Below are 13,338 nucleotides of genomic sequence, written 5' to 3'. Positions count from 1 at the left end.
GTTCTTCCATGGATGACACCGTCATGCGCAATGCGCCGCAGGAATCTGCCCCCCTGTCTGCTTCCCACCCGCACGCCACGCCGGTGTCACCCGCGCTGATCCGTGCGTTGTGGTGCGCGGTGGTGGGCATCGTCGCGGTGGGTGTGGCCGCGATGCTGTGGCTCTCACCGCGCGTGTTGTACGCCGATCCGTGGCGCTTCACCCAGAAGCTGCTGGAGATGCCGTGGCCGGGCAACGTGCTGGTGTCGGACAATGGCCACCGCGAAATCCTGCCGAACCTGGTGCGCTACGCCGAGCTGGAGTGGCTGCACGGCAATCAATGGCTGCAGATCGGTACCGGCGTTGCGTTGGCATTGGCCACGGTAGGGCTGCTCGCCCGGATCATCAGGGCCGATGCCTTGGCGCCGCCGGTGCGCGCCGCCGCCACCCTGGTCGCAGCGCTGTCGGTCTTCTGGCTGGGCAGCCAGCGCGCGCTCACCCATGCCAACGAATCGGTCCACGCGTACCTGATCACCGTGGCGCTGATGGCGGGCGTCGCCCTGCTGCTGCGTGGCGATCGCCGCGGCGCGGTCGCGGCCGCCGTATGCGGCGTGGCGGCGACGTTCTCCTTCGGCAGCGGCGTGGCCGTGTTCGTGGGGCTGGCGGCGGTGCTGGTGGTGCGGCGTGCGCCGTTGTCGCACTGGGTGCCCTGGATCGCCGGCCTGCTCGTGGCGGTCGGGCTGCACCTGGGCATGGGGCGGACCGGCATGCCGACACAGATGGCGCTGGCCCCGTTGCCGCAGCTGGACGTGCTGCTGCGCTGGCTGGCCTCGCCCTTCATCTATCTGGCTTGGCCGGCACTGGATCCGGCAGCGGCACAGCAGTTGCCGTTCGCGCCCGTGCGCGGCGTGGTGCATGCCGTGGCGAGCGCCTATCAGGCGCAGTTCGGACCGGTGCTGACCTCGCGCTGGCCGCATCTGCTGATCGGTGCTGCGGGGATGGCCGGGTTGCTCGGCATGACCTGGCGCACCTGGCAGCGCGGCCACCGCGCCGGGGCGGGGGAATCGGTGGGGCTGGCAATGGCATGGTTCGGCCTGGCCGTGGGCGGGCTGGTCGCACTGAGCCGCTGGACCTACTTTGCCGACTACCCCACGCAGCTGGCCGCACCGCGCTATGTGCCCTGGTCGTGGTTGTTCTGGTCCGGTCTGATGCTGTGGACGATCGTGCGCGTCGGCCTGCGCCGTCCCGGGGCGGTGGCCTGGGCAGCCCTGCTGTTGGCCTTGGTGGCCGTGCCGAGTACGGCGTGGATGGCCTACCTCGGTGCCAGCATGCAGCGGGTGGCCAACATGACCGCTACAGCGGCCGCGGCCGGTGTGGTCGATCCGGATCAGACGCATGGCGAAAGCGTGCCCGGCGAAGTGCTGGCCGCGCTGCCCAGCCTGCGCACGCACGGGGCATCGGTGTTCGCCTGGCCGGAAGTTCGCTATCTGCAGGGGGCGCCAACGACGGCGACCGGCGTGGCCGTCCCGGTCAGCGATGTCTCCCTCGTGGCCGTGCGCAACCTCCTGGGGCACCCGGCCTGGCGCATCGATTTCAGCGCCCAGAGCAGGGCGCCACGGCTGGTCCTGCAATGCGGCGGGCATCCCGTGGGCCTGGCCATGCCGCTGGCGGGCCGCTGGGTTGGTTGGGCCACCGGCGAACTTGATGCCAGCTGCCTGGAGGCGCTGCAGCTGCGCTGAGGCTCAGGGCAGGGTGTAGCCGGCCTGGCGCAGCAGCTGGCTGACCGCGATCAGCGGCAGCCCGATCAGCGCGGTCGGGTCGCGGTTCTCGATCGCCTCGAACAAGGTGATGCCCAGGCCTTCGCACTTGAAGCTGCCGGCGCAGTCCAGCGGCTGCTCGGCCGCCACGTAGCGGGCGATCTCGGCGGCCTCCAGCACCCGGAAGTGGACCCGGGTCAGATCACAGCTCGCCAGGGCCTCGCCATCGCGCACCAGGCTCACGGCCGTGTGGAACGCGACCACCTGCCCGGACATCGCGGCCAGCTGCGCATGCGCGCCCTCGACCGAGCCGGGCTTGCCCAGCGGGGCGCCGTTCAGTTCCGCCACCTGGTCCGAGCCGATCACCCACCGGCCCGGGTGCAGGCGGGCGACGGCCTCGGCCTTCGCGCGCGCCAGCCGCGCCGCCACGGCCCGTGGGGCTTCGGCGGGGCCGGGGGTCTCGTCCACCTCGGGGCGGGCGGTCTCCAGGGGCAGGCCGAGCCGCTCCAGCAGTTCACGGCGGTAGCGGGAAGTAGAGGCAAGCAGCAGCGGGGTCATGCGACAATACCGGGCACGGAAGGGCGGCAGTCTGGCCCTTCGGGGCGGGGATCGGCAACCTGACTGCGCAGGCATTTGACAGCGGCCCGGACGATCCTTAACATTCAGCGGCTTATGTCCGCAAACGTGCCCGAAATGCTGGATGCTTGGCGGATGGTCGCAGCACGCAGGTGCTTCGACGGCCAGGTGAATCTAGCGGAATTGACCCGCCTCCAGGGCCTTGTCGCCGATACCGAAGGAACGTGCACCTATGCACTGGAATTCGCGCACGACGACATCCTGCAGGTATCCTATGTTGAACTGTCCATCGACACCGCGCTGCCGCTGATCTGTCAGCGCAGCCTGCAGCGTTTCCTGTTGCCGGTTTCGATGGTGCAGCGGCTCGGCCTGATCCGCAGCGAAGAGGAAGAATCCTCGCTGCCGGAAGGCTGGGAGCCGTGGCTGGTGCCGGAAGACGGCATGCTGCGACCGCTGGAACTGGTCGAGGACGAACTCGTCCTGGCCGTGCCCGTCGTGCCGCTGTCTCCCGATGGTGAGGCCGTGGACAAGGACTGGGCACCGACCGAAGAAGAAATCAGCAAGGCCAATCCGTTCGCGGCGTTGGCGGCACTGAAAAAACAATAGCAGCCGGATTGTCGTCGGCGGCTGCGGCGAAAGCGAAAACTGTGCTGGGCGCTGGCGTCCTGCGCGACGATACGACGAAGCAAAACGAACCGAGTTTGGAGCAATCCCATGGCTGTGCAGAAATCCCGTGTCACCCCATCCCGCCGCGGTATGCGCCGTGCGCATGACGCCCTGAGCGCCAAGCAGCTGTCCACCGATCCGACCACCGGTGAAGTGCATCTGCGTCACCACATCACCGCTGACGGTTTCTACCGTGGCAAGAAGGTGATCACGACCAAGTCGAACTCGGCCGTCGAAGAAGATTGATTTGTGAAGGCCGCTGCCCGGTCGGGCAGCGGCCTTTACCCCATTCTTCCCGATCGTCACGTTTGGCGATCGAGCTACAGGACATGCAATGAGCAAGCGGATCTACTCGAGGATCGCGGGCACCGGTAGTTATTTGCCCGAAAAAGTGTTGACCAACCAGGATCTGGAGAAAATGGTCGACACCAGCGATGAGTGGATTCAATCGCGCACTGGTATCCGCGAACGGCACATTGCGGCCGAAGGCGAAACCACCAGCGACCTCGGCTACCACGCCGCGGTACGTGCGCTTGAAGCGGCCGGTATCGACGCTTCGCAGCTCGACATGATCGTGGTGGGTACCACCACGCCTGACCTGATTTTCCCGTCCACCGCGTGCCTGATCCAGGCCAAGCTCGGTGCGAGCGGCTGCCCCGCCTTCGACGTCAACGCGGCCTGTTCGGGCTTCGTGTTCGCGTTGAGCGTGGCCGACAAATTCATTCGTTCCGGTGATGCACGCCATGTGCTGGTCATCGGTGCGGAAACGCTGACCCGTATCGTCGACTGGACCGAGCGCACCACCTGCGTGCTGTTCGGCGATGGCGCGGGCGCCGTCGTGCTCAAGGCCGACGAAGAGACCGGCATCCTCAGCACCCACCTGCATTCGGATGGCAGCAAGAAAGAGCTGCTGTGGAACCCGGTGGGCGTCTCGGCCGGCTTCGGCGAGGGCGAGAATGCCCGCGGCGCGATCCTGATGAAGGGCAACGACGTGTTCAAGTACGCCGTCAAGGCGCTGGACTCGGTCGTCGATGAAACCCTGGAAGCCAACGCGCTGACCAAGGACGACCTGGACTGGCTGATCCCGCACCAGGCCAACCTGCGCATCATCGAAGCCACCGCCAAGCGCCTGGAGATGTCCATGGACCAGGTGGTGGTGACGGTGGACAAGCATGGCAACACCTCCTCGGCCTCCGTGCCGATGGCGCTGGACCACGCGGTCCGCTCCGGCCGTGTCGAGCGCGGCCAGCTGCTGCTGCTGGAAGCCTTCGGCGGCGGCTTCACGTGGGGTTCTGCTCTGCTGCGCTATTGATAGTGTCAGTTACGACAACGTGACGCTGTCGTTACGGCCCCATTACGGGGCCGTATGCATTTCAGGAGAACTGCCATGGTTGAGCCCATCGTCATCGAGGGCCAACGCGCCTGGCTGAAGCAGTACGGCGAAGGCAGCCGGGTGGTCGCACTCGGGCTGCTCAATTTCATTGCCCGTCGCTTCCAGCTCGACGCCCTGCGCCCACCGCCGCACCGCGGTGGCGACGCCGCCCGCGAAACCGAGGCCCGCCGCCTGGCCGAACTGCAGGCGCAAGGTGTCAACGTCCCCAGTGTGATCGGCAGCGGTCATGCCGCCCTCGTGCTCGGCGACAACGGCTCCTCGTTCAATACCTGCCTGCGCGAAGCCGACGATGCCGGCCGTGACCGCCTTGTGTCCGCCGCGATGAATGCCATTGCCCAGGCGCACCGCAAGGGCGCGTACTTCGGCCAGCCGCTGCCGCGCAACCTCACCTGGGATGGCAAGGAGATCGGCTTCATCGATTTCGAGGAAGATCCCCTTGAGGTCATGGACCTCGCCCAGGCCCAGGCCCGCGACTGGCTGATGTTCGGTTACGGCGTGGCCAAGTACTACGAGGACCGTCCGCAACAGCTGCAGACCCTCATGGCCCAGGCCATGGACGGCGCCGAAGCCCCGGTCCTCGCCCATGCCCACGATGTCACCGGCCGCCTCCAGGGGCTGGCCCGCGCCAGCATGAAGATGGGCCGCTCCGCCCGGGCGCTGGCCCATTCCATCCTCATCGTGCACGGTGCCACCACCCTGGGCGTGCTGATGCTGGCCGTGATCTGCATCGATTTCTTCAGTGACGGCGACCTCGACATCCTCCAGCTGTTCACCTGAAGAAAGACCCCACATACGCGGCAGTACAGACGAAGGGCGACGTTCCCCTTTATCATTCGCCGTTCGATTTTTGCAGGCGGATGATCGCGTGACCGATACCAATCTCGCATTCGTGTTCCCGGGCCAGGGCTCGCAGTCGCTGGGCATGCTGGCCGAACTGGCCGAGCTGCACCCGCAGATCCGCGAGGCCTTCACCGAAGCCTCCGACGGCGCCGGTGTCGACCTGTGGGCGCTGTCGCAGGGCGGTCCCGAGGAAATGCTCAACCGCACCGAATACACCCAGCCGGCCCTGCTGGCCGCCAGCATCGGCGTGTGGCGCGCCTGGAACGCCGTTGGCGGCGTCCAGCCGGCCGTCCTGGCCGGCCATAGCCTCGGCGAGTACACCGCCCTGGTGGCCGCCGGCGCGCTGACCCTGCGGGACGGTGCCCACCTGGTGCGCCTGCGTGGCCAGCTGATGCAGGAAGCCGCCCCGACCGGCGTGGGCGCCATGGCCGCCGTGCTCGGCGCCGAAGACGCGCTGGTCGTGGAGGTCTGCGAGCAGGCCGCCGGCAGCCAGGTCGTCGTGCCCGCCAATTACAACTCGCCCGGCCAGATCGTCATCGGTGGCGACGCTGCCGCCGTGGATCGTGCGCTGGCGCTGCTGGCCGAGAAGGGCGTCCGCAAGGCCGTCAAGCTGGCTGTCAGCGTGCCCTCGCACACTCCGCTGATGCGCGAAGCCGCCAACCGCCTGGCCGAAACCATGGCCGGCCTGGATTGGCGCGCCCCGGCCCTGCCGGTAGTGCAGAACGTGGATGCCCGTGTGCATGACGGCGTGGACGCCATCCGCCAGGCGCTGGTGCAGCAGCTGTACCTGCCCGTGCAGTGGACCGGCTGCGTGCAGGCGCTGGCCGCCCGTGGCGTCACCCGCGTGGCCGAATGCGGCCCGGGCAAGGTGCTGAGCGGATTGATCAAGCGCATCGACAAATCGCTGGACGCGCGCACACTGTCCACGCCCGCCGATTTCGAGACGGCCCGCGAGACCTGGGCCGCCTGATGTCTTCCGATCGCGCCCGTGCTGGAATGGCTTCGCGCCAGCCCGGCCGGACCGGTCCCGTTTGAGGAAATGAGATGAGCAAGCCCCTTCAGGGTGAAATCGCACTGGTCACCGGCGCCAGCCGGGGTATCGGTGCCGCGATCGCCGACGCACTGGCCGCGCAGGGTGCGACCGTCATCGGCACCGCCACCACCGACGCCGGTGCCGCCGCCATCGGTGAGCGCCTGGCCGCCGTGGGTGGTCACGGCCGCGCGCTGAACGTCACCGACGCCGCTGCGCTGGAGGCCGTGCTGGACGGTATCGCCAAGGAATTCGGCGCCATCAGCATCCTGGTCAACAACGCCGGCATCACCCGCGACAACCTGTTGCTGCGGATGAAGGAAGAAGACTGGCAGGCGATCCTGGACACCAACCTGACCAGCGTCTTCCGCACCTCCAAGGCCGTCATGCGCGGCATGATGAAGGCGCGCAAGGGCCGCATCATCAACATCGCCTCGGTGATCGGCGTGACCGGCAATGCCGGCCAGGCCAACTACGCCGCGGCCAAGGCCGGCATCATTGCCTTCTCCAAGTCGCTGGCCAAGGAAATCGGCTCGCGCGGGATCACCGTCAATGTGGTCGCGCCGGGCTTCATCGATACCGACATGACCAAGGCCCTGCCGGAAGAGCAGCGCACCGGCCTGGTCAAGTCGATCGCCCTGGAGCGGCTCGGCGAGCCGTCCGATATCGCCAACGCGGTGGCGTTCCTGGCCGGTCCTTCGGCCAGCTACATCACCGGCGAAACCCTCCATGTGAACGGCGGCATGTACATGCCGTAAGCATGTGGCGCAAGGATTGCGCCGCAAGTGGTTGATCCGTTTGATGTTTTGCTGCAATGCAAGGTGTCGCTGGTTTCCACTACACTATCCCACGGTCATCCCTCACCGGATGGCGTCATTTTTGAACCACTACTCCATCTGGAGCGATATCCAATGAGCACCATCGAAGAACGCGTCAAGAAAATCGTCGTCGAACAGCTTGGCGTCAAGGAAGAGGAAGTCACCAACAGCGCATCGTTCGTCGATGACCTGGGCGCTGACTCGCTGGACACCGTTGAACTGGTGATGGCGCTGGAAGAAGAGTTCGAGTGCGAAATCCCGGACGAAGAAGCCGAAAAGATCAGCACCGTGCAGGCTGCGATCGACTACATCAACGCCCACGTCAAGGCTTGATGTCAGGCGGCTCGCGCGCGGCCGTGGCGATCGCTGCGACCGCGTGCGGCAAACCCATGGGGCCGCGCTTGCGGCCCTGTGCTTTTGAGCGTTTTACCGCGTGATACCCGCAACACCCGGGTCAGGAGAATCTGCAATGAAGCGTCGCGTCGTCGTTACCGGCATGGGCATGGTCTCGCCATTGGGCAATGATATGGCCAGCAGTTGGAAGGGCATCACCGAAGGCCGTTCCGGCATCGGTCCGCTGACCAACGTTTCGCAGTCCTACCTGGACCGTTTCACCACCAAGATCGCAGGTGAGGTCAGGGACTTCGACATCACCGCCGACAACGAACAGTTCGGCAAGTTCCGGGTCACTGGCAAGGATGCCAAGAAGATGGACCCGTTCATTCATTACGGCCTCGGTGCCGCCTTCATGGCCTTGAACGATTCGGGCCTGGAGATCACCGACGGCAACGCCGAGCGCATCGGCGCCATCGTCGGGGCGGGCATCGGCGGCCTGCTGGGCATCGAAGAGCAGACCATCGATTTCCACGAAGGCAAGAAGATCTCGCCCTTCTACGTGCCCAAGACCATCATCAACATGCTTCCGGGCCAGTTGAGCATCATCACCGGCCTGAAGGGGCCGTCGTTCTCGGCGGTCTCCGCCTGCGCGACCTCGAACCACTCGATCGGCACCGCGATGCGCATGATCCAGTACGGCGATGCGGACGTGATGGTGGTCGGCGGTGCCGAGCGCGGCTCCTCGCCGACCGCCCTGGGCGGCTTCTGCGCGATGAAGGCGATGAGCACCCGCAACGATGCCCCGGCGGAAGCCTCGCGCCCGTGGGACAAGGAGCGCGACGGCTTCGTGCTCGGCGACGGTGCCGGCATCCTGATCCTGGAAGAGTACGAACACGCCAAGGCGCGTGGCGCGCGCATCTATGCCGAGCTTGCCGGTTTCGGCGCCAGCTCGGATGCGTACCACATGACCGCCCCGAGCGAGAACGGCGAAGGCGCGGCACGCTGCATGACCATGGCGTTGAAGGACGCCGGCGTGACCCCGGACCAGGTCGGTTACCTCAACGCGCACGGCACCTCCACGCCGCTGGGCGACCTGGGTGAAACCATGGCCATGAAGACCGCCTTCGGCGACCACGCCTACAAGATGATGGTCAGCTCCACCAAGTCGATGACCGGCCACCTGCTCGGCGCGGCCGGCGGCGTGGAAGCGATCTTCTCGGTGCTGGCGCTGCGCGACAACATCATTCCGCCGACCATCAACCTGCATGAAGCGGGCGAAGGCTGCGACCTGGATTACGTGCCCAACACCGCACGCGAGGCCAAGGTCGACGTGGTGATGTCCAACGGCTTCGGCTTCGGCGGCACCAACGGCACGCTGGTGTTCAAGCGCGTCTGACCGCACGTTCCGTGTATCCCCACCCGGGCCGCCATCATGGCGGCCTTGGTGTATCTGGCCCCCGCGCACGCTGCGCGCCCCCTCCGGTGTCCTGTCATGTTCCAGACGCTTCCGCTGCCCGCCACCACCGACCTGCTGGCCCTGCAGCGCCTGGCCCCGCAGCGCTACCCGCTGCTGATGGAATCCACCGCCTCGGGCACCGCACAGGGGCGCTGGGACCTGCTGCTGATGGGCAACGGTGAAGCGCTCTCACTGCAGGCCGACGGCGTGGTGCGCGATGCCGATGGCGTCGCCCATGAGGGCCGCTTCCTAGAGGTGCTGGACGCGCACTGGGCCGCGCTGCGGCTGCCGCGCGAAGCGACCACGCTGCCGTTCCGTGGTGGCTGGGCGCTGATGCTGGATTACGAACTGGCCGGCCAGATCGAAGACGTGCTGGCCTTGCCGGCGCGCGCCGATGGACTGCCGTCCGCGCTGGCGCTGCGCTGCCCGGCGGCGGTGCTGCACGACCGCGTGCTCGGCAAGTTCCATGCCGTCTGCGAGACCGGCCAGGCCGCGCTGCTGCAGACCCTGCAGGACGACCTCGCCGCGGCCGCCACGTTGGCCCCGCTGCCGACGTGGCAGCCACCGGTGGCGATCGGCGAGGACGCGCCGCAGCGCTTCACCGATGGCGTCGGCAAGGTGATCGATTACCTGCGCGCGGGTGACGTGTTCCAGGTGAACCTCTCGCGGCGCTGGAATGCGCAGTTCGCCGAGGCGCTCTCGCCGCAGGCGCTGTACGCGCAGCTGCGCGTGGCCAACCCCGCCCCGTTCGCCGGGCTGTTCATGGCGCAGGGCAGGGCGGTGGTCAGCTCCTCGCCCGAGCGCCTGGTCTCGGTGCATGGCGATGACGTCCAGACCCGCCCGATCGCCGGCACCCGCCCGCGCTTCGCCGGCGATGACGATGCCGCGCGCATCCAGGAGCTGGTCGGCCACCCCAAGGAGCGCGCCGAGCACGTGATGCTGATCGATCTGGAGCGCAACGACCTCGGCCGCATCTGCGCACCGGGCAGCGTGGAGGTGGATGAGCTGATGACCGTGGAGAGCTACGCCCATGTGCACCACATCGTCAGCAACGTGCGTGGCCGCCTGCGCGAGGACGTGAGCCCGGGCCAGGTGATCGCCGCGACCTTCCCCGGCGGCACCATCACCGGCTGCCCCAAGGTGCGCTGCATGCAGATCATCGCCGAGCTGGAGCAGACCGCGCGTGGCGCCTACACCGGCGCGTTCGGCTGGCTGAACCGCGATGGCGACCTGGACCTGAACATCCTGATCCGGACCGCCGAAGTGGCCGCCGACACCGCCAGCTTCCGCACCGGCGCCGGGATCGTGGTCGATTCGGTTGCCGACAGGGAACTGGACGAAACCCGCGCCAAGGCCCGTGGCCTGCTGCGTGCGCTGGGCAGCGATGCCTGAGCCGTTTGGCGGTGTGCAGCACCCGCGCGGTATGCTGCGCGGCGAAGAAATGGATTCGAGGTGAGCATGGCGGGTGCGAAACGGGGATGTCTGGCCGTACTGGCCGTGTTGCTGGTGCTGGCCCTGCTGGTGGCGGCCGCAGGGGCATGGTTCTGGCATCGCCAGGGCGCCTTTGCCGATGCACCGGTCACCCCGAGCGCGGAGAGCGTGGTGATCGCCTCCGGTGATGGCTTCAGCACCGTGCTCGGCAAGCTGCGCCAGGCCGGCGTGGACGAAGGCAGCGACACCCAGTGGCAGCTGCTGGCACGCCAGCTCGATGCCGCCGGCAAACTCAAGGTGGGTGAATACGCGCTCGATCCGGCGCTGACCCCGCGCGAGCTGCTGACCCGCATGCGCCAGGGCCGTGTCCTGCAGCACCGCGTCACCATCGTGGAAGGCTGGAACATCCGCCAGCTGCGCGCTGCGCTCAAGCGCGCCGATCCGCTGGTGCACACCACCGATGCGCTGGACGATGCCGCGCTGATGAAGGCGCTTGGTTTCCCCGGCGAACACCCGGAAGGCCGCTTCCTGCCCGAGACCTACGTCTACCAGCGCGGCGACAGCGACATCGACGTGCTCAAGCGCGCGCATGCCGCGATGGAAAAGGAACTCACCGCCGCGTGGGACAGCCGCGTGGACGATCTGCCGCTGAACTCGCCGTATGAGCTGTTGATCCTCGCCTCGATCATCGAGAAGGAAACCGCACTGCCCAGCGAGCGTCCGCAGATCGCCGGGGTGTTCATGCGCCGCCTGAAGATCGGCATGCGCCTGCAGACCGACCCGACCGTGATCTACGGCATCGGCAGCAGCTACGACGGCAACATCCGCAAGCGCGACCTCACCACCGATACGCCGTACAACACATACACGCGCGCCGGCCTGACCCCGACCCCGATCGCCATGCCAGGGCGCGATGCGCTGCATGCCGCCGCGCAGCCAGCCAAGGGTGACGCGCTGTACTTCGTGGCCGTCGGTGATGGCAGTGGCGCGCACATCTTCTCGGCCAACTACACCGACCACAACGCTGCCGTTGCCCGCTACCTGCAGCAACTGCGCAGCAGACGTACCAACGAGGCCGCACCCCAATGAGTCCCGCGCTGCACCGGCACCCGCATTTCGTCAGCCTGGAAGGGGGCGAGGGCGCCGGCAAGACCACCGCCATCAACGCGATCCGCGAGGCCCTTCAGGCCCGTGGCCATGAGGTGGTGCTGACCCGCGAACCCGGCGGCACCGCCCTGGCCGAGCGCATCCGCGCGCTGGTGCTCAAGCCGGATGCGGAGATCGCCGCCGAGCCGCTCTCGGCCGAGGCCGAGCTGTTGCTGGTGTTCGCCGCCCGTGCCCAGCACGTGCGCCAGGTGATCGCCCCGGCGCTGCAACGCGGCGCCTACGTGTTGTGCGACCGCTTCACCGATTCCAGCTACGCTTACCAGGGCGGCGGCCGCGGCCTGGACCCGGCGTGGATCGCCGATCTGGAGCGCCGCGCCGTCGGCCTGCTGCCCGGCCTGACCCTGCTGCTGGATGTGGACGTAGCCGTCGGCCGTGCGCGCGCCAACGGCCGCGACATGTGGCCGGACCGGATCGAAAGCGAGCACGATGATTTCTTCCAGCGGGTACGCGCGGTGTTCCGCCAGCGTGCCAGCGAAGACCCCGCACGTTACCGCCTGATCGACGCCGGCCAGGACCAGGCCGGCGTCGCCGGCGCGGTGGTGGCGGCCGTGGAGGCATGGTTGGCACAGGAGCCGGATCGTGGCTGAACCCTTTTCCCCCTGGCAGCAGCGCGCCTATGACCAGACCGTGGCCGCGCTCGACGCCGGTCGCCTCGGCCATGGCCTGCTGTTCTGCGGCCCGGCCGGCCTGGGCAAGCTCGGCGTCGCGCTGCGGCTGGCCGAGCACGTGCTGGGGCAGGGTGAGCCGGCCGCGGCCAAGCGCAGCGCCCAGCTGCTGGCCGCCGGCACCCACCCGGACCTGCAGCGGATCTCGTTCATCCCCAACAAATCCGGCGACAAGCTGCGCACCGAGATCGTGATCGAGCAGATCCGCGAGGTCTCGCAGAAGCTCTCGCTGACCCCGCAGTACGGCGTGGCCCAGGTGGTGATCGTCGATCCCGCCGACGCCATCAACCGCGCCGCCTGCAACGCCCTGCTCAAGACCCTGGAAGAGCCGCAGCCCGGCCGCTACCTGTGGCTGATCAGCGCCGACCCCGCGCGCCTGCCGGCCACCATCCGCAGCCGCTGCCAGCGCCTGGAGTTCAAGTTGCCGCCGCGCGAGGAAGCGCTCGCCTGGCTGCAGACCCTGGGCCACAGCGATGCCAGCGCCCGCGAAGCGCTGGACGCCGCCCGCGGCCACCCCGGCCTGGCCGACCAGTGGCTGCGTGAGGATGGCCTGGCCCTGCGCCGCCAGGTCGCCACGGACCTGGAAGCCCTCGTCGCCGGCCGCGCCGGCGCGGTTGAGCTGGCCCAGCGCTGGACCGCCGACGACAACGCCGCCGTGCGCCTGCGCCACGCCGCCGATCTCGCCCTGGCCCAGGCCACCGGCGGTGGCTTGACCGATCCCGATCGATTGCACAAGCTGGCCGCCTGGTTCGATGCGGCCAACCGCACCCGCGACCTGCTGCGCACCACGGTGCGCGCCGATCTTGCGGTGGTGGAGCTGCTGCTGGCCTGGGGAAAGGTCAACGAACGGCACGCCAAGGGGAATAGAGCATGAGCGCCACCAACGCCCGACAGGGCATCCTGTCCCTTGCCGTCAAGGACAAGGCCGCGCTGTACAGCGCCTACATGCCGTTCGTGAAGAACGGCGGCATCTTCGTGCCCACGCCCAAACGCTACTTCCTCGGCGATGAGGTGTTCCTGCTGCTCACCCTGCCGGACTCCAGCGAGCGCCTGCCGGTAGCCGGCAAGGTGATCTGGGTAACCCCGGCCGGAGCGCAGGGCAACCGCGCGGCAGGCATCGGCGTACAGCTGGCCGACGGCGCAGAAGGGGAGACCGTCCGCCATCGGATCGAGACGCTGCTGGCTGGCATCCTGACCGCGGACAAGCCCACGCACACGATGTGA

General features: G+C 67.9%; 15 protein-coding genes. 14 read left to right on the top strand and 1 reads right to left on the bottom strand.

Annotated elements, in window-relative coordinates; genetic code table 11:
• The first annotated feature begins 8 nt into the window (after positions 1-8).
• Positions 9-1,718: a hypothetical protein gene (locus ABE546_RS10385; RefSeq protein WP_346463603.1), complete on the top strand. Its 1,710-nt coding sequence runs from the start codon at positions 9-11 to the stop codon at positions 1,716-1,718.
• Between the two features lie 3 nt (positions 1,719-1,721).
• Here the strand turns inward: ABE546_RS10385 and ABE546_RS10380 are convergent, their stop codons facing one another.
• Positions 1,722-2,294 carry a Maf family nucleotide pyrophosphatase gene (locus ABE546_RS10380; RefSeq protein WP_346463601.1) on the bottom strand — a complete coding sequence of 191 codons (573 nt, stop codon included), beginning with the start codon at positions 2,292-2,294 and terminating at the stop codon, positions 1,722-1,724.
• A gap of 114 nt (positions 2,295-2,408) precedes the next feature.
• Between ABE546_RS10380 and ABE546_RS10375 the strand changes: the two genes are divergently transcribed.
• The 13 genes from ABE546_RS10375 (at position 2,409) to ABE546_RS10315 (ending at position 13,338) form a co-directional block, all read left to right on the top strand.
• Entirely contained in the window at positions 2,409-2,918 is a 510-nt protein-coding gene (locus tag ABE546_RS10375; RefSeq protein ID WP_088432868.1) for a YceD family protein, read from the top strand.
• A gap of 108 nt (positions 2,919-3,026) precedes the next feature.
• Entirely contained in the window at positions 3,027-3,224 is a 198-nt protein-coding gene (gene rpmF / locus ABE546_RS10370) for a 50S ribosomal protein L32 (protein WP_017357626.1), read from the top strand.
• Positions 3,225-3,312: 88 nt separating this feature from the next.
• Positions 3,313-4,290, top strand: a complete 978-nt coding sequence (locus ABE546_RS10365) for a beta-ketoacyl-ACP synthase III (RefSeq protein ID WP_313212230.1) — start codon at positions 3,313-3,315, stop codon at positions 4,288-4,290.
• Between the two features lie 75 nt (positions 4,291-4,365).
• Positions 4,366-5,148, top strand: coding sequence for a serine/threonine protein phosphatase (locus tag ABE546_RS10360; protein WP_313212229.1), 783 nt, complete (start codon positions 4,366-4,368; stop codon positions 5,146-5,148).
• Between the two features lie 88 nt (positions 5,149-5,236).
• Positions 5,237-6,181, top strand: a complete 945-nt coding sequence (gene fabD, locus ABE546_RS10355; RefSeq protein WP_313212228.1) for an ACP S-malonyltransferase — start codon at positions 5,237-5,239, stop codon at positions 6,179-6,181.
• 74 nt (positions 6,182-6,255) lie between these two features.
• Positions 6,256-6,999 carry a 3-oxoacyl-ACP reductase FabG gene (gene fabG, locus ABE546_RS10350; RefSeq protein WP_070426748.1) on the top strand — a complete coding sequence of 248 codons (744 nt, stop codon included), beginning with the start codon at positions 6,256-6,258 and terminating at the stop codon, positions 6,997-6,999.
• A gap of 153 nt (positions 7,000-7,152) precedes the next feature.
• Positions 7,153-7,392: an acyl carrier protein gene (acpP, locus tag ABE546_RS10345; protein WP_017357544.1), complete on the top strand. Its 240-nt coding sequence runs from the start codon at positions 7,153-7,155 to the stop codon at positions 7,390-7,392.
• Positions 7,393-7,528: 136 nt separating this feature from the next.
• Positions 7,529-8,791 carry a beta-ketoacyl-ACP synthase II gene (fabF, locus tag ABE546_RS10340; protein ID WP_176990978.1) on the top strand — a complete coding sequence of 421 codons (1,263 nt, stop codon included), beginning with the start codon at positions 7,529-7,531 and terminating at the stop codon, positions 8,789-8,791.
• Positions 8,792-8,887: 96 nt separating this feature from the next.
• The gene (locus ABE546_RS10335) at positions 8,888-10,243 is read left to right on the top strand and encodes an aminodeoxychorismate synthase component I (RefSeq protein ID WP_313212227.1); all 1,356 of its coding nucleotides are present in this window, start codon (positions 8,888-8,890) and stop codon (positions 10,241-10,243) included.
• Between the two features lie 66 nt (positions 10,244-10,309).
• Positions 10,310-11,371, top strand: coding sequence for an endolytic transglycosylase MltG (mltG, locus tag ABE546_RS10330; protein ID WP_313212226.1), 1,062 nt, complete (start codon positions 10,310-10,312; stop codon positions 11,369-11,371).
• Positions 11,368-12,036, top strand: a complete 669-nt coding sequence (gene tmk / locus ABE546_RS10325; RefSeq protein ID WP_313212225.1) for a dTMP kinase — start codon at positions 11,368-11,370, stop codon at positions 12,034-12,036. The genes mltG and tmk overlap by 4 nt, the downstream gene beginning before the upstream one ends.
• Positions 12,029-12,988 carry a DNA polymerase III subunit delta' gene (locus ABE546_RS10320; protein ID WP_313212224.1) on the top strand — a complete coding sequence of 320 codons (960 nt, stop codon included), beginning with the start codon at positions 12,029-12,031 and terminating at the stop codon, positions 12,986-12,988. The genes tmk and ABE546_RS10320 overlap by 8 nt, the downstream gene beginning before the upstream one ends.
• A complete protein-coding gene (locus ABE546_RS10315; protein ID WP_088432861.1) occupies positions 12,985-13,338 on the top strand; it encodes a PilZ domain-containing protein in 354 nt (117 codons plus the stop codon). The genes ABE546_RS10320 and ABE546_RS10315 overlap by 4 nt, the downstream gene beginning before the upstream one ends.

Source organism: Stenotrophomonas sp. TWI377, assembly GCF_039674525.1.
GTDB lineage: Bacteria > Pseudomonadota > Gammaproteobacteria > Xanthomonadales > Xanthomonadaceae > Stenotrophomonas.
The sequence above is the reverse complement of the archived record's forward strand: the minus strand, read 5'-3'. Positions and strand labels throughout refer to the sequence as shown.

Excerpts from the sequence above, each read along its gene's own strand:
- ABE546_RS10385 (WP_346463603.1), top strand. The coding sequence starts at position 9 with ATGGATGACACCGTCATGCGCAATGCGCCGCAGGAATCTGCCCCCCTG.
- ABE546_RS10380 (WP_346463601.1), bottom strand. The coding sequence starts at position 2,294 with ATGACCCCGCTGCTGCTTGCCTCTACTTCCCGCTACCGCCGTGAACTG.
- ABE546_RS10375 (WP_088432868.1), top strand. The coding sequence starts at position 2,409 with ATGTCCGCAAACGTGCCCGAAATGCTGGATGCTTGGCGGATGGTCGCA.
- rpmF (WP_017357626.1), top strand. The coding sequence starts at position 3,027 with ATGGCTGTGCAGAAATCCCGTGTCACCCCATCCCGCCGCGGTATGCGC.
- ABE546_RS10365 (WP_313212230.1), top strand. The coding sequence starts at position 3,313 with ATGAGCAAGCGGATCTACTCGAGGATCGCGGGCACCGGTAGTTATTTG.
- ABE546_RS10360 (WP_313212229.1), top strand. The coding sequence starts at position 4,366 with ATGGTTGAGCCCATCGTCATCGAGGGCCAACGCGCCTGGCTGAAGCAG.
- fabG (WP_070426748.1), top strand. The coding sequence starts at position 6,256 with ATGAGCAAGCCCCTTCAGGGTGAAATCGCACTGGTCACCGGCGCCAGC.
- acpP (WP_017357544.1), top strand. The coding sequence starts at position 7,153 with ATGAGCACCATCGAAGAACGCGTCAAGAAAATCGTCGTCGAACAGCTT.
- fabF (WP_176990978.1), top strand. The coding sequence starts at position 7,529 with ATGAAGCGTCGCGTCGTCGTTACCGGCATGGGCATGGTCTCGCCATTG.
- ABE546_RS10335 (WP_313212227.1), top strand. The coding sequence starts at position 8,888 with ATGTTCCAGACGCTTCCGCTGCCCGCCACCACCGACCTGCTGGCCCTG.
- mltG (WP_313212226.1), top strand. The coding sequence starts at position 10,310 with ATGGCGGGTGCGAAACGGGGATGTCTGGCCGTACTGGCCGTGTTGCTG.
- tmk (WP_313212225.1), top strand. The coding sequence starts at position 11,368 with ATGAGTCCCGCGCTGCACCGGCACCCGCATTTCGTCAGCCTGGAAGGG.
- ABE546_RS10315 (WP_088432861.1), top strand. The coding sequence starts at position 12,985 with ATGAGCGCCACCAACGCCCGACAGGGCATCCTGTCCCTTGCCGTCAAG.